The sequence below is a fragment of the Clostridium sp. 1001283B150210_160208_E6 genome (genome assembly GCF_015669365.1).
Taxonomy (GTDB): domain Bacteria; phylum Bacillota; class Clostridia; order Clostridiales; family Clostridiaceae; genus Clostridium; species Clostridium paraputrificum.
Genome location: NZ_JADPAA010000018.1, coordinates 16,805 through 36,863 on the forward strand (window position 1 = coordinate 16,805; position 20,059 = coordinate 36,863).

Genomic DNA, 20,059 nt, shown 5'->3' on the forward strand with positions numbered 1-20,059 from the left:
ATAAATTTGAATTGTAAATTATATTTTAAAATTATGATATTATTATATAGTTAGGAACGAAGGTTAAAAAGATATAAATATAACAATATAACAATATATAAATATATAAAGTTGAGTTCTGAGTATAGAAAGGAGGAGAGCGTATGGCTAAAATAAAAACTATTTTTACATGTCAAGAGTGTGGTTATGAATCACCAAGGTGGCTTGGAAAATGTCCTTCTTGTAATCAATGGAATACTTTTGTTGAAGAATTAAAAGATAACAATACCATAGTAAAAGAAAAAATAAGTAAAAGTATATTGCCAGAAAATATGCCAAAGAGTATAGGTGAAATAAAGTCTGGAGAAAAAGAAAGATTTAAAACAAATCTAAAGGAGCTTGATAGAGTACTTGGAGGAGGATTAGTAAAAGGATCTTTAACTTTAATTTCAGGGGACCCTGGAATAGGAAAGTCCACGTTACTATTACAAACAGCTAATAATATAGCATCTAAGTACGGAAAAGTTTTATATGTATCTGGTGAAGAATCAGAAGAGCAAATTAAAATTCGTGGGGATAGGTTAGGGGTAACTGCTAAAGATTTATTTATAGTTTCCGAAACTAATTTAGATACAATTGATGCATACATAGAAAATATACAACCAGTGTTTGTTATAATAGATTCTATTCAAACTATTTATAAAGATGGGGTAACATCTGCGCCAGGAAGTGTATCTCAGGTAAAGGAATGCTCAAATGAATTAATGAGAATAGGTAAAGGAAAAAATATACCTTTATTTATTGTTGCTCATGTTACAAAACAAGGAGCACTTGCAGGTCCAAGAGTATTAGAACATATGGTAGATACAGTTTTATACTTTGAGGGGGAAAGAACTGAAGAATTTAGAATATTAAGAACCATAAAGAATCGTTTTGGAACTACTAGTGAAATTGGTGTTTTTGAAATGAGAGGGGAAGGTTTGGTTGAAATATACGATCCTTCAAAGATGTTTTTAGAGGATACAAACTTTAATCAAGAAGGTTCAGTTGTTATTGGTATAATGGAAGGAACAAGACCAATACTAGTAGAGATTCAAGCATTAGTCACTCAAACTAATGCTCCGATGCCAAGAAGAACCGGCGTTGGAATAGATAATCAAAGATTGAGTTTGATTCTTGCAGTTTTAGAAAAGAAGTTAAGAATACCTTTTTATAATCAAGATGTATATGTAAATGTTGTTGGTGGTTTAAACATAGATGGAACTACAGCTGATTTAGGTTTGGCGTTAGCCTTATTATCCAGCGTAAAGAATAAAGGAATATCTTTACCTAAGGTAGCTATAATTGGAGAAGTGGGTTTAACAGGAGAAATAAGACCTATAAACTCAATTGATAGATTAGTCAATGAAGCAGAAAAAATGGGATTTGAATATGCTATAATTCCTTTAAGAAATAAAGATAGAATTAGCAATGAATCAATTAAGGTTATAGGTGTAAGTAATTTAAGAGAAGCCATTGGAAAAGTTTTTTAAAAAGTGGGTGAGTGTATGAGGCTAGAGAAAGATTTAGAAATAAAAAAGATATTAGAGTTAATGTGCCCAGGAACTGCACTAAGGGAAGGGTTAGAAAACATATTAAGGGCTAAGACTGGTGGATTAGTAGTATTAGGTGATAGCGAAGATATAATGAGCATAGTAGATGGTGGATTTTATATCAATTCTGAATACACTCCAGCTTATGTGTATGAGTTAGCAAAAATGGATGGAGCTATAGTAATTAGTGGAGATTTAAAGAAGATAGTTTGTGCAAATGCTCAGTTGGTACCTTCATCAACAATTCCTACTTACGAAACAGGTACTAGACATAGGACAGCAGATAGAGTAGCAAAGCAAACTGGAAGGGTAGTTATTGCTATTTCTCAACGTAGAAATATAATTACAGTATACAAAGGTGATATTAAGTATGTATTAAGAGAAAGTAGTATTATATTAGCAAGAGCTAACCAGGCCGTTCAAACTCTTGAAAAATATGTTGCTGTTTTAGATAGAGTAATTAATAATTTAAATTTATTAGAATTTCAAGATTTAACAACTTTATTTGATGTAGTTACAGCTATTCAAAGAACTGAAATGGTTATGAGAATAGTAGAAGAAATAGATATATACATATTGGAGTTAGGGAATGAAGGTAGACTTATATCTATGCAATTAAATGAGCTAGTAAGGCATATAGAGAGAGATGGAATTCTATTAATAAGAGATTACTTTAAGAAAGATGATACTGTTGATAATATATATAAAGATATACAAAAGTTATCTCAAGAGGAATTGCTAGATTTAGAAGTAATATCTAGAGTATTAGGATATTCAGGAGAATCTTTAGTTGACACATTAGTTTCTCCAAAGGGATATAGAATATTAAGTAAAGTGCCGAGAATTCCTTCAAATGTTATAGAAAACTTAATTAAGCATTTTGATAGATTTAATCAAATAATAGATGCTGGCATAGAAGAATTAGATCAAGTAGAAGGAATTGGAGAAGCAAGAGCAAGAGCGATAAGAAATGGATTAAAGAGGATAAACGAGCAAGTTTATTTAAATAAAGAATTATAAATTAAAACTGTGTCTATAATATATAAGACACAGTTTTTTTATTCTACAGAAAGATTTTATCTAAATGTAAACTTACCTAGTGTGTTAATCCTGTCATGTTCTTTTAATAGAACATCATAAAGATTAATGTCAAGGTCATTACATAAAGATGTTAGATAAAAAAGGTTATTTCCCATTTCTCTCTCAATAATTTCACGACAGTTATCACATAAATCACCTTTAATATGTGTATCAAGTAATTCGCTTATATCTTCTATCGAATCATCAGGAAGATGTTGCTTCTTTGCATTAATAGTAAGACAGCCACAATTTGTAACAGATTTTGCAATAGCTCTGTTTACCCTGGAACATGATTCAGAGTATTTAGTAATTAAATCTAAAATACTTTTATGTCTTAACAAAGAATCGTTAACAGAGTTTTGAAAATCATCAAATATTATATCCTTCATGTATCTCACTCCTTTGTGTTTTTAAAGGTGTTACTTTAAGTTAATTATAGTTATAAAAAGTTTAAAATGTCAATAATAGGTTATCGGTTGTCTTTAACCTATGTACCTATAATAATAGAATAGTTGCTTAATTAATAGGGGGTACAAAAATTAAAAATATCTGAATTTAAAACATATTTTAACTAGAGTATACTTTGGTATGATATAATGTAAATAAATCCTAATACAGTGAGGATTTAAATAAAATAAATTGTCAATAATTATATAAGGAGGTGGTAAAATGCTTAAAAAATTAATTAGAGGGTTGTTTTCTGTAGCAGGACTAATTATTGGTTATGTTGTTGGAGATGCCATTGCAAAAATTGATAAAGTTCAAAGTTTAGGTATTCTTTCAAAAACTTATGGTTCGGTCTTATTTATAGTTCTTATTTGTTTATTATTTGGTCTTATTTTTTATCTTATTTCACCTGCGATATATACAGCAATATCTAATTTAATTGATTATATTGAAAAAAATATTCAAAAGTTAACAATTAGCGAAATTGCTTATGGTGCAATAGGTGCTTTAATTACTTTAATTATTACTACGTTATTAACTAGACCTGTAATGGATTTTCATCCAATAATGGGGCCGTTATTAGTAGTGTTAATAAATGTAATTGCAGCAATAATTGGAATGGATATTATGATAAAGAAAAAGGATGATATAACAAATATATTAGTTGGACTTAAAAAGAATAGTAGCGTTAAAGAAAAGAAAACAAAAACTACTATAAAAACTATACCTAAAGTCCTAGATACATCTGTAATTATAGATGGAAGAATTTTTGATATATGTCAAACTGGTTTTGTGGAAGGACCTTTAGTAATACCTAATTTCGTATTAGATGAACTAAGACACATATCGGATTCATCAGATGGATTAAAAAGAAATAGAGGTAGAAGAGGACTAGATATACTAAACAAGATTCAAAAGGAACTACCTATAGAAACTCAAATTTGGGAAGGTGATTTCCCGAAGATTGAAGAGGTGGATAGTAAACTATTAAAACTTGCACAAACTTTAAGTGGAAAAGTAGTTACAAATGATTTTAATTTAAATAAAGTAGCAGAAGTTCAAGGTGTGCCAGTATTAAATATAAATGAACTATCAAATGCAGTAAAACCTGTAGTAATTCCTGGTGAAGAGATGACTGTAGATGTTGTTAAAGATGGTAAGGAATCAAGTCAAGGTGTAGCTTATTTAGATGATGGAACAATGATAGTAGTTGAAGGCGGTAAAAAGCATATAGGATCAACAATAGATGTTATTGTTACGTCTGTCCTTCAAACAGCTGCTGGAAGAATGATTTTTGCCAAACCAAAAGATAGCTAAGAGAGGATTAATATGATATCTGCGATTATTTTAGCAGGTGGTAGAGGAAAAAGAATGGGTGCAGATGTGAGTAAGCAATTTATTCATATCAATGATAAGCCCTTAATCTACTACACGTTAAAAAGATTTATTAATTGTACTTTAATAGATAGAGTTGTATTAGTATTGCCTAAAAATGAAATTGAGTATTGTAAAAATGAAATACTTAATAAGTATTCGTTAAAGGTAGATTATATTGTAGAGGGTGGAGCAGAAAGGCAGGATTCTGTCTATAATGGATTAAAGGTGTTAAATAATACAGATATAGTTTTAATTCATGATGGTGCAAGACCTTTTGTAAGTGAAAGAATGATAAAAGATGGTATTGATAATGCCAGAAAGTATGGGGCTACTGCCCCAGGAGTTATGCCTAAAGATACAATTAAAGTTAAGGATGATGAATCTTTTTCAGTAGATACTCCTGATAGAAGTACCCTTGTATCAGTGCAAACTCCTCAAGTTTTTAATTATGATTTAATTATGAGATGTCATGAGAGTGTTAGATCTGAGGGTAAGATAGTAACTGATGATACTATGGTGGTAGAATTATACGGAAATAAGGTGTATTTATATGATGGTGAATATACTAATATTAAAGTTACAACACCAGAAGATTTAATTATAGCTCAGTATTTGGCTAAAGATTTTCACTAGAGTTGACACCTTTTTACCTACAAGTTATAATAAATATTACAAAAAAATTATAAAAGTTTATGTAAAAAGCAATGATGAAGAATAGTAAAAATCGCACTTTCAGAGAGAAAATCCTTGGCTGTAAGATTTTCAATAGATTTTGAACCAGCTTCGGAGCAATAGGCAAAAACTATCGGTTTAATACCGTTATCATTATTAGAGAATCAATTTAGGTGGTACCGCGATTAATAATTCGCCCTAATATATTTAGGGCGGATTTTTTTATTTTAAAGGTAGATTAATTTGTTAAAACATATAGAATGATACGAGGAGGAAGTTTATTATGAAAATGTCAAATATGTTAATGCTAACATTAAGAGAAGTTCCAGCAGAAGCTGAAATAGAAAGCCATAAGTTAATGCTTAGATCAGGAATGATGAGAAAGATGGCTTCTGGGGTATATAACTATATGCCACTAGGACTTAAGGTTTTAAAAAATATAGAAGATATAATCAGAGAAGAAATGAATGCTGCAGGGGCTCAAGAATTCTTAGCATCTGCGTTACTACCAGCTGAATTATGGCAAGAATCAGGTAGATGGGATGTTTATGGAGCAGAAATGTTCAGATTAAAAGATAGAAACAATAGAGATTTTTGTCTTGGGCCAACTCATGAAGAAGTATTCACTGATATAGCTAGAAATGAGATTAAGTCATATAAGCAATTACCAGTAAATTTATATCAAATTCAAACTAAGTATAGAGATGAAAGAAGACCTAGATTTGGGGTTATGAGAAGTAGAGAATTTGTTATGAAGGACGCTTATAGCTTTGATAAAGATCAAGCAGGATTAGATCTTTCATATAATAAAATGCATGATGCATATGTTAAAATATTCAACAGATGCGGATTAGATGCAAAATGCGTAGAAGCAGATTCAGGTGCAATTGGAGGATCAAACTCAGCTGAATTTATGGTTAAGTCAGAAGTTGGGGAAGATGATGTAGTGTTCTGTAATCACTGTGATTATGCTGCCAATATTGAAAAAGCACCGTCAACTCCAGAAAAAGCAATAGCAGAGGAATTAAAAGAATTAAATAAAGTTGAAACTCCAGATGCAAGAACAATAGAAGATTTAGTTAAGTTCTTTAATACTACTGAGAAGAAGTTTGCAAAGACTTTAATATTTAATGCAGATGGAAAGATAGTAGCTGTAATGGTTAGGGGTGATAGAGAAGTTAATGAAGTTAAAGTATCTAATGCCTTAGGTGGAGTTGTTAATTTAGATATGGCAACATCAGAAGATGTGTTTAATGCTACATCTGCAAAAGTTGGATTTGCAGGACCAATAGGTATAAAGGTTGATGAACTATTAGTTGACGAAGAAGTTGCTAATATGTATAACTTTATAGTTGGAGCAAATGAAACTGGATATCACATAGAGAATGTTAACTATGGTAGAGACTTTGAAGGAAAAGTTGGAGACTATAGAAACATAACTGCAGGGGAAAAATGCCCATCCTGTGGAAAGGAAGTTACTATTTCAAGAGGGACTGAAGTTGGTCACATATTTAAACTTGGAACAAAGTATTCTGAAGCAATGAATGCTAACTTTATAGCTGAAGATGGTAAACAAAAACCATTCCTAATGGGATGTTATGGAATAGGTGTTACAAGAACAATGGCATCAGTTATAGAGCAACACAATGACGAAAATGGTATAGTATGGCCATTATCTGTTGCACCATACCATGTGTCAGTAATTCCTGTAAATATAAAAGATGAAGAACAAATGAAGGTTGCAGAAGAATTATACAATTCATTAAAAGACCTAGGTGTGGAAGTTTTAATGGATGATAGAAATGAAAGAGCTGGTGTTAAGTTCAAGGACTCTGAAATAATGGGAATACCTATGAGAGTTACTGTAGGTAAGAAGATTAGTGAAGGGGCTGTTGAATTTAAGTTAAGAGCTGGCGGAGATAATGAAGTAATTAATATAGAAGATGTTTGTAATAGAGTAAAAGCATTATTTGAAGAAAACAACCTTAAATTAAAGTAATTTAGGAGGATAAAAGATGAAGCTATATAATACTCTGACAAGAAAAAAAGAAGAATTTATACCTATTACTCCAGGTGAAGTGAAGATGTATGTCTGTGGTCCTACAGTATATAACTTTTTTCATATAGGAAATGGTAGAACTTTTATTGTGTTTGACACAATTAGAAGATACCTAGAGTATAGAGGATATAAGGTTAAGTTTGTACAAAATTTTACTGATATAGATGATAAAATGATAAATAAAGCTAATGAAGAGGGTACAACAGTAAAAGACATTGGAGATAAGTATATATCAGAATATTATACTGATGCTGATGCACTTAATATTGAAAGAGCAACTGTAAACCCAAGAGCTACAGAATTTATAGATGATATTATTGATTTTGTATCAAAGCTAATAGAAAAGGGATATGCCTACGAAGTAGATGGAGATGTATACTTTAATACTAAGAAGTTTGAAGAGTATGGTAAGCTTTCAGGACAAAGTTTAGAGGACCTTCAAATGGGAGCTAGTAATAGAACTTCATCTGCGGCAGATGAAAGAAAAAAGGATCCGATGGATTTTGCTATTTGGAAAGCTCAAAAGCCAGGAGAACCTGCTTGGGATTGTCCATGGGGCAAAGGAAGACCTGGATGGCACATTGAATGTTCATGTATGGCTAAAAAGTTACTAGGAGAAACAATTGATATTCATGCTGGAGGAATGGATTTAGCATTTCCTCATCATGAAAATGAAGTGGCTCAAAGTGAAGCATTAACTGGTAAGACATTTGCTAATTATTGGTTACATTCTGCTTATGTAAATGTAAATAATCAAAAAATGTCTAAGTCTTTAAATAATTTCTTCACAGCTAGGGATATATTAAAAGAATATGATGCAGATGTAATTAGATTCTTTATGATGTCGGCACATTATAGAATACAAATTAACTTTAGTAAAGAGTTATTAGATTCAGCTAAAGCATCTATGGATAGATTATATAATGCAGTATCTAATTTAGAAAACTTAATAGGTGAAGTTTCTAAAGAAGAAATGAATGAAGAAGAGAAGAGTTATTTGGATTCTTTAGATAAGTATAGAGAAAAATATATTCAGAAGATGGATGATGATTTTAATACTGCTGACGCATTAACTGTATTATTTGAATTATCTAAGGATATAAATACTAATATAACTGTTAATTCTTCAAAGGAATTAGCTACAAAGGCCCTAGAATTGATGAGAGAGTTAGGAGGTCCTTTAGGAATACTACAAAAATCAACAAAAGGTGATCTTGAGAGCGAAATAGAAGAACTAATAGAACAAAGACAAAATGCAAGAAAGAATAGAGATTTTGCATTAGCTGATAAAATTAGAGATGATTTGAAGGCTAGGGGAATTGTGCTTGAAGATACTCCACAGGGAGTTAGATGGAAAAAGGTAAATTAAAATGTTTATTAAGGGTTGCAAGATTTGCAACCCTTATTTAAAGGAGAATAAAATGTTAGAGGATTTAAGAGTAAGAGAATTTAATAAAGATGAAGCTAGAATGTTAAATCCACTTCAACTTGCATTGGTTGGAGATGGGGTTTATGAAGTGTTTATAAGGAATTATATATTATCTTCCAATTCTGAATTATCAGCACATAAAATGCATAAAGAAGCTATAGGATACGTAAAGGCTAAGAGTCAATCATTGGCTATGCATAAATTGGAAGATGAGCTTACAGAAGAGGAGTTATATATATTTAAAAGAGGAAGAAACACTAAATCAGCCACTGTACCTAAGAATGCAGATGTTAGGGATTATAGAATGGCAACTGGTTTTGAAAGCTTAATTGGATATATATATTTAATAGGAAATAAGGAAAGATTAAGTTATATAATGAATAAAAGTATCGAAATAATAGATAACGAAGGTTAAAGGAGTAAATTACATGGCTAAAAGAGAAAAAAATAATGTAAATACTGTAAATAAATATAAAGAAAAGTCAGTTAGAGGCGAAAATCATATTGTAGAGGAAAGAGAAGATTTAATAGCTGGGAGGAATGCAGTTACAGAAGCTATTAAAAGTGACAGGACAATTGAAGCATTATACATAGCCAAGGGACAGACTGAAGGATCAATAAATAGTATTATTTCTTTGGCAAAAGAAAAAAAGTTAGTTATAAAAGAAGTTGATAGAAAAAAGTTGGATTCATTATGTGGAGGGGTAGTACATCAAGGTGTAGCTGTAAGGATTACTCCGTATAAATACTACGAAGTATCTGACATATTAAATTTTGCAAAGAAAAAGGGAGAAGCACCGTTTATTGTAATATTAGATGAAATAGAAGATCCTCACAATCTTGGCTCTATAATAAGAACGGCTGAGTTATGTGGAGTTCATGGAATTATAATTCCTAAAAGAAGAAATGTAGGTGTTACTTCTACTGTATATAAGTCTTCAGTTGGTGCAATAGAGCATATGAAGGTGGCAAAGGTAACTAATATAAATAAGGTTATAGATGAGTTGAAAGAGGAAGGTATATGGGTATATGGAGCTGATATAGATGGTGTGGAATATAGCTATGAAGTGAATTTTTCAGGACCATGTGCAATTATTGTTGGAAGTGAAGGTAAGGGGATATCTAAACTTACTCTTAAAAAGTGTGACAAGTTGGTTAAGATACCTATGGTAGGAAAAATTAACTCTTTGAATGCTTCTGTTGCAGGGGGTATAATGATGTATGAAGTGTTAAAAGGAAGATTAATTAAATAAATGAGGGATACTTGTGAAGTTAGTATTTGTAGATGGGTATAATGTACTTAATAGTTGGCCTAATTTAAAGACTGATAAAGAGTATACTTTTGATGGTACAAGGGAAAAGCTGATTGACATAATGCATAATTATGGTTCCTATAGTGACTGCAAAGTTATATTAGTTTTTGACGGATATAAGGTTGCTGGCAATAGAGAAAAGAAGGAAGAAAAAAATAAAAACTTAACTATTGTTTTTACGAAGGATGGTCAAACAGCAGATAGTTATATAGAAAAAGAAGTTCATAATGTAGGTAGAAAGTATGAAGTGTATGTAGTTACATCTGATTGGATGGAACAACAGACTATATTTCAAAGGGGTGCAATTAGAATGTCATCTCTTGAATTCTACAATGAGGTTATGAAAACCGAAAAAAATATACGAATTAAGTCTGAAAAAATTAAAAATCCTAATAAAAATCACTTGCAAGATAATATTGATAATGAAGTGCTTAAAAAGTTAGAAGATATGCGAAGAAGCAAGTGAAAAAGTTGACTTAAATTAATAGGGTAGAGTATAATTTTAATTATATAATATCATAGTTCGGAGGGGGAGAAGTGTTTAACGAAGGGTATTTGATGGAAAACTATTCAGAGTTTGATGAAAAGTTAGATGAAGAAGTTGTTTTAGAAGCAAAAAACGGTAATGTAAGAGCACAAGAGTATCTTATATCTAAGTATGAGAACTTTGTGAAGTCAAAAGCTAAATCTTACTTTTTGATTGGTGCTGATAAAGAAGATATATATCAAGAAGGTATGATAGGACTTTATAAAGCCATAAGGGATTTTAAACCTGATAAGTTAACCTCCTTTAAAGCATTTGCTGAACTATGTGTTACAAGACAAATAATAACAGCAATTAAGACGGCGACAAGGCAAAAACATATTCCCCTAAATACATATGTGTCTTTAAATAAACCAATTTATGAAGAAGAGTCAGATAGGACACTTTTAGATGTACTAGCTGGATTTAGGATAACTGATCCGGAAGAACTAGTTATAAGCCAAGAGCAAATGGAGCATATTGAGGGAGAAATATCAAAAGTGCTATCTGATTTAGAATTAGAGGTACTTACATCCTATCTAGATGGTAAATCTTATCAAGAGATTGCTTGTGATTTGGATAGGCATGCTAAATCTATAGATAATGCACTACAAAGAGTTAAGAGAAAGCTTGAAAAATGCTTGCATTTGGAGTAGTTAATTTGTTATTGACAAATAAAAAATTTGATAGTAAACTTTATAATTGGTATATTGAAAAAGTCAATATATGAGTGCTCACGTAGCTCAGTCGGTAGAGCGTCGCCTTGGTAAGGCGGAGGTCGTCGGTTCAATCCCGATCGTGAGCTCCACGAAATAAGCAGTGAACGCTAGGCAAAGTTTATTTAAGAAATAGTAAGGAGGAATTACAATGGCAAAGGAAAAATTCGAGAGAAATAAACCCCACGTAAATATTGGAACAATCGGTCACGTAGACCACGGTAAGACAACACTTACAGCAGCAATCACAACAGTTTTAGCAAACAGAGGATTCGCTGAAGCATTCGATTACGCAGAAATCGATAAGGCACCAGAAGAAAAAGAAAGAGGAATCACAATCAACACTGCACACGTTGAATATCAAACAGATAACAGACACTATGCACACGTTGACTGTCCAGGACACGCTGACTACGTTAAGAACATGATTACAGGAGCTGCACAAATGGATGGAGCTATCTTAGTATGTTCAGCAGCAGATGGTCCAATGCCTCAAACAAGAGAACATATACTACTAGCATCAAGAGTTGGTGTTGACTATATCGTAGTATTCTTAAACAAAGCAGATATGGTAGACGATCCAGAATTACTTGAATTAGTAGAAATGGAAGTTAGAGAATTATTAAGCGAATACAACTTCCCAGGAGATGACATTCCAGTAATAACTGGTTCAGCATTAAAAGCATTAGAAAACCCAACAGATGAAGAAGCTACTAAGTGCATCATGGAATTAATGGAAGCAGTAGATAGCTACATTCCAACTCCAGAAAGAGCAACAGATAAGCCATTCTTAATGCCAGTAGAAGATGTATTCACAATCACTGGTAGAGGAACAGTTGCAACAGGAAGAGTTGAAAGAGGTATCCTACATGTTGGAGACGAAGTTGAAGTAGTAGGATTAAAAGAAGAAAAGATGAAGACTGTAGTAACAGGAATCGAAATGTTCAGAAAGTTACTAGACGAAGCGCAAGCTGGAGATAACATCGGAGCATTATTAAGAGGTGTTCAAAGAACTGATATCGAAAGAGGTCAAGTATTAGCTAAGACTGGATCAGTACACCCACACAGCAAGTTCGTAGGTCAAGTATACGTACTTAAGAAAGAAGAAGGTGGAAGACATACTCCATTCTTTGATGGATACAGACCACAATTCTACTTCAGAACAACAGACGTTACAGGATCAATCAAATTACCAGATGGTATGGAAATGGTTATGCCTGGAGACCACATCGATATGAACGTTGAATTAATAACTCAAGTAGCAATGGACGAAGGTTTAAGATTCGCGATCAGAGAAGGTGGAAGAACTGTAGGTTCAGGTGTTGTTACTAGCATCATCGAATAATTGAGATAAAATTGGTTTAAAGTATTAGGACTGGGTATTAATACCTAGTCCTTTGCAAAGGAACACCATATTGACAGTAGACAACTTTTATGATAATGTGGAAAAGTAACTCATAATTACAAAATTAATTGAAACAGTAAGAGAAATTGTCTCTTAAAATATAATATATAGGAATAACTGGAGGTGCAGACCGTGAGAGTAAAGATAACTTTAGCATGCACAGAGTGTAAGCAAAGAAACTACAACTCAATGAAGAATAAGAAGAACAACCCAGACAGAATGGAAATGCAAAAGTATTGCAAGTTCTGTAAGAAGCACACTCTTCATAGAGAAACTAAGTAATTAGCGATTTAAGTAAAGACACATACTTACCAATTTTAAGGATGTGATAAAATGGCTGACAATAGTAAAGCTAAATCCAATGCTGCTAAAAAAGGCGGTATATTTAAGTTTTTTAGAGAGGTTAAGGCAGAAGTTAAAAGAATAACTTGGCCTTCTAAAAATGAAACTAAAAAAGCATTAATTGCTGTAGCTGTGTTCGTCTTAATCTATGTTGTAATAATAGGCGGATTCGATTATATTTTTCAAAACCTCTTTGAAGTGATTTTGAAACTTAAGTAAGGGAGGTTTAGGTGGATATCACCGGAATAAATATGAGTGAAAGAGCAAGATGGTATGTAGTACATACATACTCAGGATATGAAAACAAAGTAAAAGCTACTATTGAAAAAACTATTGAAAATAGAAATCTTCAAGAATTATTCGTTGATATACAAGTGCCAATGGAAGAAGTTGTTGAAGAAAAAGATGGTAAACAAAAAGTAACTTTGAAAAAGAAATTTCCTGGATATGTGCTAATAAAAATGCTAATGTCAGATGAATCTTGGTATGTAGTAAGAAATACCAGAGGAGTGACAGGGTTTGTTGGACCTGGATCTAAACCGGTTCCGCTTACTGAAGAAGAAATTGAATCTATGGGAATTGTTGAACTTCCACAGGAAATTGATTTAGAAGTAGGCGAAGGGGTTAGAGTAATATCAGGACCATTAAGAGATTTCGTTGCACTAGTGCAAGAAATTAATGCTGAAAAGCATAAAATAAAAGCATCAGTAGATATGTTCGGTAGAGAAACTTTAGCCGAACTAGATTTTAATCAAATCGAGAAGTTAGTTTAATAGTTATATAAATTATTAACTAATGTTTTTTAATTAAGTGGGAGGATTGAAAAAATCCGTAATCACCACAGTATAGGAGGAATAACAAATGGCTAAGAAAGTAACTGGAATGATTAAACTTCAACTTGCAGCAGGTAAGGCTACACCAGCACCACCAGTTGGTCCAGCATTAGGTCAACATGGTGTAAACATAATGGGATTCTGTAAGGAGTTTAATGCTAAAACTGCAAATCAAGCTGGATTAATAATACCAGTAGTAATCACAGTATACCAAGACAGATCTTTTAGTTTCATATTAAAGACACCTCCAGCTGCAGTTCTAATTAAGAAAGAATTAGGATTAGAAAGCGGTTCAGGTGTACCAAACAGAACTAAGGTTGGTAAGTTAACAAAGGAACAAGTAAGAAAGATTGCTGAATTAAAAATGCCAGACTTAAATGCTGCTACAATCGAAGCTGCTATGAGCATGATCGAAGGTACTGCAAGAAGTATGGGTGTAACTATCGAAGAGTAATTCATAAATTCGTGGGAGGTCTAGGCCGTTATTACCACAAAGGAGGCTTATTATGGGAAAGAAATATGTTGAAAGTGCAAAGTTAATAGATAAGAATACTTTATACAATCCAGCAGAAGCTTTAGAGCTATCTGTAAAAACTGCAAAAGCTAATTTCGATGAAACTATCGAATTACATGTAAGACTTGGGGTAGATCCAAGACATGCAGATCAACAAGTTAGAGGAGCAGTTGTATTACCAAACGGAACTGGTAAGACTGTAAGAGTATTAGTATTTGCTAAAGGAGATAAGGCTAAGGAAGCAGAAGCGGCAGGAGCAGAATTTGTCGGAGCTGAAGAATTAGTTCAAAAGATCCAATCAGAAAACTGGTTCGACTACGATGTAGTTGTAGCAACTCCAGATATGATGGGTGTTGTTGGTAGAATAGGTAGAATACTTGGACCTAAGGGATTAATGCCAAACCCTAAGTCAGGAACAGTAACATTTGATGTTGCTAAAGCAATTGCTGACATTAAGGCTGGTAAGGTTGAATATAGAGTTGATAAGACTGCTATAGTTCACTGTCCAATTGGTAAGAAGTCATTCGGTGCTGAAAAGTTAAAGGAAAACTTCCACGCATTAATGGAAGCTTTAATTAAGGCTAAGCCAGCAGCAGCTAAGGGACAATATGTTAAATCAGTAACTGTTTCAAGCACAATGGGACCAGGAGCTAAGATCAATCCAGTAAAAGTTTTAGAATAGTCTTGACTTGAACTGAATTAGATGTTATAATCGGTTGTGTTGTTAAAAAGATAATATTATTTCCGTAGACAGTAGGTGCATTGCATAACGTATAACAACCTACCGAGGTACCAATAAAGTTAGTTATGTTTACTTTAGGTCTTCCTTGTCTACGGGAAGACCTTTATTAATATTAAGCAGTTATAAACTGTGAGGAGGTGGACACACAGTAATGAACAAGAACAGACAAATGAAAGAAGCAAAGGTTGCTGAAATCAAAGAAAAGTTAGAAAAGTCACAATCTGTAATTCTTGCAAGCTATCAAGGTCTTACTGTTGAAGAAGATACTCAATTAAGAAAGAACTTAAGAGAAGCTGGTGTTGAATATAAAGTATACAAGAATACTTTAGTAACATTAGCTGCTAAGGAATTAGGATTAGAAGCTATTTCTGAATATTTAGAAGGACCAGTTTCTATAGCATTCGGATATGAAGATGCTACTGCTCCTGCAAGAATCTTAAATGATTTTGCTAAGGATCATAAGAAACTTGAGTTAAAAGCAGGTATTGTTGAAGGACAAATCTTTGATAAAGAAAAGGTTTCTCAACTTGCTACAATACCATCAAAAGAAGTTCTTATTGCGAAACTTCTTGGAAGTATCAAGGCTCCTTTATCAAACCTTGCATACTTATTAAGTGCAATTAAAGATCAAAAAGAAGCTGAATCAGCTGAATAATAACAAAACAATGTGTTAAGTAATTTTGGAGGTGCAATTAAAATGACAAGAGAAGATATCATTCAAGCTATAAAAGAAATGAGCGTTTTAGAATTAAATGAATTAGTAAAAGCTTGCGAAGAAGAATTCGGAGTAAGCGCTGCTGCTCCAGTAGCAGTAGCAGGTGCAGCAGTTGCAGGTGGAGCTGCTGAAGAAAAGACTGAATTTGATGTAGTATTAGCTAATGCTGGATCTCAAAAGATTAAAGTAATCAAAGTTGTAAGAGAACTTACTGGATTAGGATTAAAGGAAGCTAAGGAAATAGTTGACGGAGCTCCTAAGACATTAAAAGAAGCAGTTTCTAAGGAAGAAGCTGAAGACATCAAGGCTAAATTAGCTGAAGTTGGTGCAGAAGTAGAAGTTAAGTAATTTAACTTAAAATATAAAAAGGTGCTGTATAGCACCTTTTTTATTGTCTAATAGTACGGAATAAAAAAATATTGACATTAATTTGGGAATATGATACTATCATTAAATGTACTGTTCATTATGGATAAGTATATAAAAATGGCAAAATGTGTATAGGTGCATAAAAATGTGGCTATACTAAAAAGATGATGTTCTCCGAAAGCATAAAGTCCTTAGGGAAGCTATGCTTTTGGTTATTTTAGTTTATACAAGGGGTGAAGATTCATGGTACATCCTGTCCAAGTTGGGAAAAGAACAAGAATGAGTTTTGGTAAGGTTAAAGACGTAACCGAAATGCCAAATCTAATTGAAGTACAATTAGATTCGTATCAGTGGTTTTTAAGAGAAGGGCTTCATGAAGTTTTTGATGATGTCAATCCGATAAGCAACTTTACTGGTAATCTAGTACTTGAATTCGTAGACTATAAGCTTGATATGGATAATATTAAGTATTCAGTGGAAGAGTGTAAGGAAAGAGACGCTACTTATGCTGCACCACTAAAGGTTTCTGTAAGATTACAGAACAATGAAACAGGAGAAATAAAAGAGCAAGAAGTCTTTATGGGTGATTTCCCATTAATGACTGAACAAGGAACTTTTATTATTAATGGTGCTGAAAGAGTAATAGTCAGCCAATTAGTAAGATCTCCAGGTGTATATTACAGTTATAGTAGAGATAAGAGTGGTAAAAAACTATTTTCTTCTACAGTAATTCCAAACAGAGGAGCTTGGTTAGAATATGAAACTGACTCTAATGACGTAATATATGTAAGAATTGATAAGACTAGAAAACTACCAATCACTATTTTAGGAAGAGCAATGGGATTTGGAAGTGATCAAGAATTATTAGATTACTTTGGAGAAGAAGAAAGATTCAAAGCAACAATAGAAAAAGATAATACTAAAACAAAGGAAGAAGCACTATTAGAAATCTATAAGAGATTAAGACCAGGTGAACCACCTACAGTAGATAGTGCAGTATCTTTAATTGATTCTTTATTCTTTGATGCAAAAAGATATGATTTGTCTAGAGTAGGTAGATACAAGTTCAATAAGAAACTTGCATTAAACTTAAGAATTGCAAATCAAATAGCTGCTAATGACATTATTAATCCATCAACTGGAGAAATAATGGTTGAAAGTGGCCAAAAAATTAGTAGAACAATTGCTGAAGAAATTAGAAATGTAGGAATAAATTCAGTTGATGTTTTAGTAGAAGATAGAGTTATAAGAGTAATTGGTAATAACTTTGTTGATATAACTAAGCATGTTGATTTTGATGTAACAGACTTAAATATTAAGGAATATGTACATTACCCTACATTAAGAGAAATCTTAGATAATTATTCTGATGAAGATTCAATAAAAGAAGAGATCAAGAAAAATATCAATAAATTAATTCCTAAGCATATTATAAGAGATGATATTTTTGCGACTATTAGTTACGAAATTGGGTTAGCTTATAATATAGGATATGTTGACGATATTGATCATCTTGGAAATAGAAGAATTAGATCAGTTGGTGAATTACTACAAAACCAATTTAGAATTGGTTTATCAAGAATGGAAAGAGTAGTTAAGGAAAGAATGACTATTCAAGACCAAGAAGCAATTACTCCTCAAATGTTAATAAACATTAGACCAGTAGCTGCTGCTATTAAAGAATTCTTTGGTAGTTCGCAATTATCACAATTCATGGATCAAATCAACCCACTTTCAGAATTAACTCATAAGAGAAGATTATCTGCTCTAGGACCAGGAGGTTTATCTAGAGAAAGAGCTGGTTTCGAAGTAAGAGACGTTCACCATTCTCACTATGGAAGAATGTGTCCTATCGAGACTCCAGAAGGACCTAATATAGGTCTTATCAACTCACTAGCAACATTTGCAAGAGTTAATGAATATGGATTTATAGAAACACCATATAGAATTATAGATAAAGAAACTAATACAATTACAAATGAAATAAGATATTTTACAGCAGATGAGGAAGACCAATATTTAGTTGCACAAGCTAAAGAACCGATTGACGGAAATGGTCACTTTGTTGATAAAAAGGTAACAGTAAGAAATAAGGAAGACGTATTTGTTGTACCGGCAGAAGATGTAGATTTAATAGACGTATCGCCTAGACAAATAGTATCAGTAGCTACTGCCATGATACCTTTCCTTGAAAATGATGATGCCTCAAGAGCACTGATGGGATCAAACATGCAACGTCAAGCTGTTCCATTATTAAAGACTCAAGCTCCTATCGTTGGTACAGGAATAGAATACAAAGCTGCAGTAGACTCAGGAGTACTTCCTAAGGCTAAGAATGCTGGTGTTGTAACTTATGTAAGTGCTAACGAAGTAAGAATTAAAAGAGATATTGATGGCGGAATTGATACTTATAAATTACTTAAATTTAAGAGAAGTAACCAAGGTATGTGTATAAATCAACGTCCAATAGTTGATAAAGGTGAAATAGTATTTAAGAATCAAGTATTAGCTGATGGTCCATCAACAGATCTAGGTGAAATATCATTAGGTAAAAATATCAGAATGGGATTCATCACGTGGGAAGGATATAACTACGAAGATGCTATGCTTATTTCTGAAGAATTAGTTAGAGAAGATGTATTTACATCTATTCATATAGAAGAATATGAATGTGAAGCTAGGGACACTAAATTAGGACCAGAAGAAATCACTAGAGATATTCCTAATGTAAGTGAAGATGCACTTAAGGATATCGATGAAAGAGGAATAATAAGAATAGGTGCTGAAGTAAGATCTGGAGATATTCTTGTTGGTAAGGTTACTCCAAAGGGTGAAACTGAATTAACAGCTGAAGAAAGACTGTTAAGAGCAATATTCGGTGAAAAGGCAAGAGAAGTAAGAGATACTTCTTTAAGAGCTCCTCATGGTGAAGCTGGTATAATTGTAGATGTTAAAGTGTTTACAAGAGAAAATGGAGATGAATTAAATCCAGGCGTAAATGAACTTGTAAGAGCTTATATTGCGCAAAAGAGAAAGATATCTGTAGGGGATAAGATGGCTGGACGTCATGGTAACAAGGGGGTTATTTCAAGAGTACTTCCTGAAGAAGATATGCCATTCTTACCAGATGGTAGACCACTACAAATATGTTTAAATCCTTTAGGGGTTCCTTCACGTATGAACATCGGTCAGGTACTTGAAGTTCACTTAGGATGGGCTGCTAGCCAATTAGGATGGCATATAGCTACTCCAGTATTTGATGGAGCAACTGAAGAAGATATAGAAGAATGTCTTGAAAAAGCAGGTTATAATGCTAATGGTAAAACTGTTTTATATGATGGTAGAACAGGAGAACCATTTGATAATGAAGTTACAGTTGGTATAATGTATATCTTAAAGCTAGCTCACTTAGTTGACGATAAGATTCACGCTAGATCAACTGGACCATACTCACTAGTTACACAACAACCACTTGGAGGTAAAGCTCAATTTGGTGGTCAAAGATTTGGTGAAATGGAAGTTTGGGCATTAGAAGCATATGGTGCTGCGCATACATTACAAGAAATATTAACTGTTAAGTCAGATGATGTTGTAGGTAGAGTTAAGACATATGAAGCAATCGTTAAGGGTGAAAATATCCCTGAACCAGGTGTTCCAGAATCATTTAAGGTTCTTATTAAAGAACTTCAAGCTCTTTGCTTAGACATTAAAGTTTTAAATGAAGAAAATCAAGAAGTTCAATTAAAAGAATTTGCAGATGAAGATATGGAAAACTTAGAGGTGAATATAGAAGGAACAGAAGAATTTACTTCTGAACCAGAAGCGGAAATTGATGATAGCTATACAGTAGAAGAAGTAGAACCAGAACAAGAAGAAGATTTCGAAAGTTTTCAAATCGAGGGACTACAAGAAGATTTAGTACTAGATGATTTTAATGACGAACACTAATTTT

At 32.7% G+C, this 20,059-nt stretch carries 20 protein-coding genes, 1 tRNA gene and 2 other annotated features; of the genes, 20 read left to right on the plus strand and 1 reads right to left on the minus strand.

Annotation, left to right across the window (positions count from 1 at the left end; genetic code table 11):
- Positions 1–143 precede the first annotated feature (143 nt).
- Together radA and disA are read left to right on the plus strand one after the other, a co-directional pair.
- Positions 144–1,511, plus strand: coding sequence for a DNA repair protein RadA (radA, locus tag I4V16_RS15065; RefSeq protein WP_111937951.1), 1,368 nt, complete (start codon positions 144–146; stop codon positions 1,509–1,511).
- Between the two features lie 15 nt (positions 1,512–1,526).
- A complete protein-coding gene (disA, locus tag I4V16_RS15070) occupies positions 1,527–2,591 on the plus strand; it encodes a DNA integrity scanning diadenylate cyclase DisA (protein WP_049180633.1) in 1,065 nt (354 codons plus the stop codon).
- Positions 2,592–2,647: 56 nt separating this feature from the next.
- Here disA and I4V16_RS15075 read toward each other — a convergent pair whose 3' ends face one another.
- Positions 2,648–3,040, minus strand: coding sequence for a hypothetical protein (locus I4V16_RS15075; protein ID WP_049180632.1), 393 nt, complete (start codon positions 3,038–3,040; stop codon positions 2,648–2,650).
- 280 nt (positions 3,041–3,320) lie between these two features.
- Here I4V16_RS15075 and I4V16_RS15080 point away from each other — a divergent pair, with 280 nt between their 5' ends.
- The 18 genes from I4V16_RS15080 to rpoB all read left to right on the plus strand — a co-directional run bounded on the left by I4V16_RS15080 (position 3,321) and on the right by rpoB (position 20,055).
- Positions 3,321–4,415 carry a PIN/TRAM domain-containing protein gene (locus tag I4V16_RS15080; protein ID WP_049180631.1) on the plus strand — a complete coding sequence of 365 codons (1,095 nt, stop codon included), beginning with the start codon at positions 3,321–3,323 and terminating at the stop codon, positions 4,413–4,415.
- A gap of 12 nt (positions 4,416–4,427) precedes the next feature.
- Positions 4,428–5,108: a 2-C-methyl-D-erythritol 4-phosphate cytidylyltransferase gene (gene ispD / locus I4V16_RS15085; RefSeq protein WP_099329802.1), complete on the plus strand. Its 681-nt coding sequence runs from the start codon at positions 4,428–4,430 to the stop codon at positions 5,106–5,108.
- A gap of 62 nt (positions 5,109–5,170) precedes the next feature.
- Positions 5,171–5,351, plus strand: a binding site (T-box leader).
- A gap of 79 nt (positions 5,352–5,430) precedes the next feature.
- Positions 5,431–7,146 (plus strand): proline--tRNA ligase, encoded by a 1,716-nt coding sequence (locus tag I4V16_RS15090; RefSeq protein WP_049180629.1) that lies wholly within the window; start codon positions 5,431–5,433, stop codon positions 7,144–7,146.
- 16 nt (positions 7,147–7,162) lie between these two features.
- Positions 7,163–8,575, plus strand: coding sequence for a cysteine--tRNA ligase (gene cysS, locus I4V16_RS15095; RefSeq protein WP_049180628.1), 1,413 nt, complete (start codon positions 7,163–7,165; stop codon positions 8,573–8,575).
- 52 nt (positions 8,576–8,627) lie between these two features.
- The gene (locus tag I4V16_RS15100) at positions 8,628–9,050 is read left to right on the plus strand and encodes a ribonuclease III domain-containing protein (RefSeq protein WP_049180627.1); all 423 of its coding nucleotides are present in this window, start codon (positions 8,628–8,630) and stop codon (positions 9,048–9,050) included.
- Positions 9,051–9,063: 13 nt separating this feature from the next.
- Complete coding sequence (rlmB, locus tag I4V16_RS15105) at positions 9,064–9,888, plus strand: 23S rRNA (guanosine(2251)-2'-O)-methyltransferase RlmB (RefSeq protein WP_049180626.1); 825 nt, start codon at positions 9,064–9,066, stop codon at positions 9,886–9,888.
- A 13-nt stretch (positions 9,889–9,901) separates the two neighbouring features.
- On the plus strand, positions 9,902–10,414 hold the full coding sequence (locus I4V16_RS15110; RefSeq protein WP_049180625.1) for an NYN domain-containing protein: 513 nt from the start codon (positions 9,902–9,904) through the stop codon (positions 10,412–10,414).
- Positions 10,415–10,506: 92 nt separating this feature from the next.
- Positions 10,507–11,127 carry an RNA polymerase sporulation sigma factor SigH gene (sigH, locus tag I4V16_RS15115; RefSeq protein ID WP_049180653.1) on the plus strand — a complete coding sequence of 207 codons (621 nt, stop codon included), beginning with the start codon at positions 10,507–10,509 and terminating at the stop codon, positions 11,125–11,127.
- Between the two features lie 76 nt (positions 11,128–11,203).
- Positions 11,204–11,279: transfer RNA gene (locus I4V16_RS15120), tRNA-Thr, on the plus strand.
- A 59-nt stretch (positions 11,280–11,338) separates the two neighbouring features.
- The gene (tuf, locus tag I4V16_RS15125) at positions 11,339–12,532 is read left to right on the plus strand and encodes an elongation factor Tu (protein ID WP_195966925.1); all 1,194 of its coding nucleotides are present in this window, start codon (positions 11,339–11,341) and stop codon (positions 12,530–12,532) included.
- Positions 12,533–12,724: 192 nt separating this feature from the next.
- Positions 12,725–12,874 carry a 50S ribosomal protein L33 gene (gene rpmG / locus I4V16_RS15130; protein WP_027099171.1) on the plus strand — a complete coding sequence of 50 codons (150 nt, stop codon included), beginning with the start codon at positions 12,725–12,727 and terminating at the stop codon, positions 12,872–12,874.
- A gap of 51 nt (positions 12,875–12,925) precedes the next feature.
- Entirely contained in the window at positions 12,926–13,153 is a 228-nt protein-coding gene (gene secE / locus I4V16_RS15135; protein ID WP_049177373.1) for a preprotein translocase subunit SecE, read from the plus strand.
- 32 nt (positions 13,154–13,185) lie between these two features.
- Complete coding sequence (gene nusG, locus I4V16_RS15140; protein WP_049177374.1) at positions 13,186–13,707, plus strand: transcription termination/antitermination protein NusG; 522 nt, start codon at positions 13,186–13,188, stop codon at positions 13,705–13,707.
- An 88-nt stretch (positions 13,708–13,795) separates the two neighbouring features.
- Entirely contained in the window at positions 13,796–14,221 is a 426-nt protein-coding gene (gene rplK / locus I4V16_RS15145) for a 50S ribosomal protein L11 (RefSeq protein ID WP_027099174.1), read from the plus strand.
- 52 nt (positions 14,222–14,273) lie between these two features.
- Positions 14,274–14,963, plus strand: a complete 690-nt coding sequence (gene rplA / locus I4V16_RS15150) for a 50S ribosomal protein L1 (protein ID WP_027099175.1) — start codon at positions 14,274–14,276, stop codon at positions 14,961–14,963.
- A gap of 44 nt (positions 14,964–15,007) precedes the next feature.
- Positions 15,008–15,140, plus strand: a sequence feature (ribosomal protein L10 leader region).
- Positions 15,141–15,174: 34 nt separating this feature from the next.
- Positions 15,175–15,678 (plus strand): 50S ribosomal protein L10, encoded by a 504-nt coding sequence (rplJ, locus tag I4V16_RS15155; protein WP_027099176.1) that lies wholly within the window; start codon positions 15,175–15,177, stop codon positions 15,676–15,678.
- A 42-nt stretch (positions 15,679–15,720) separates the two neighbouring features.
- Entirely contained in the window at positions 15,721–16,086 is a 366-nt protein-coding gene (gene rplL / locus I4V16_RS15160) for a 50S ribosomal protein L7/L12 (protein ID WP_027099177.1), read from the plus strand.
- Between the two features lie 264 nt (positions 16,087–16,350).
- Complete coding sequence (gene rpoB, locus I4V16_RS15165; protein WP_049177371.1) at positions 16,351–20,055, plus strand: DNA-directed RNA polymerase subunit beta; 3,705 nt, start codon at positions 16,351–16,353, stop codon at positions 20,053–20,055.
- The last annotated feature ends 4 nt before the right edge of the window (positions 20,056–20,059 follow it).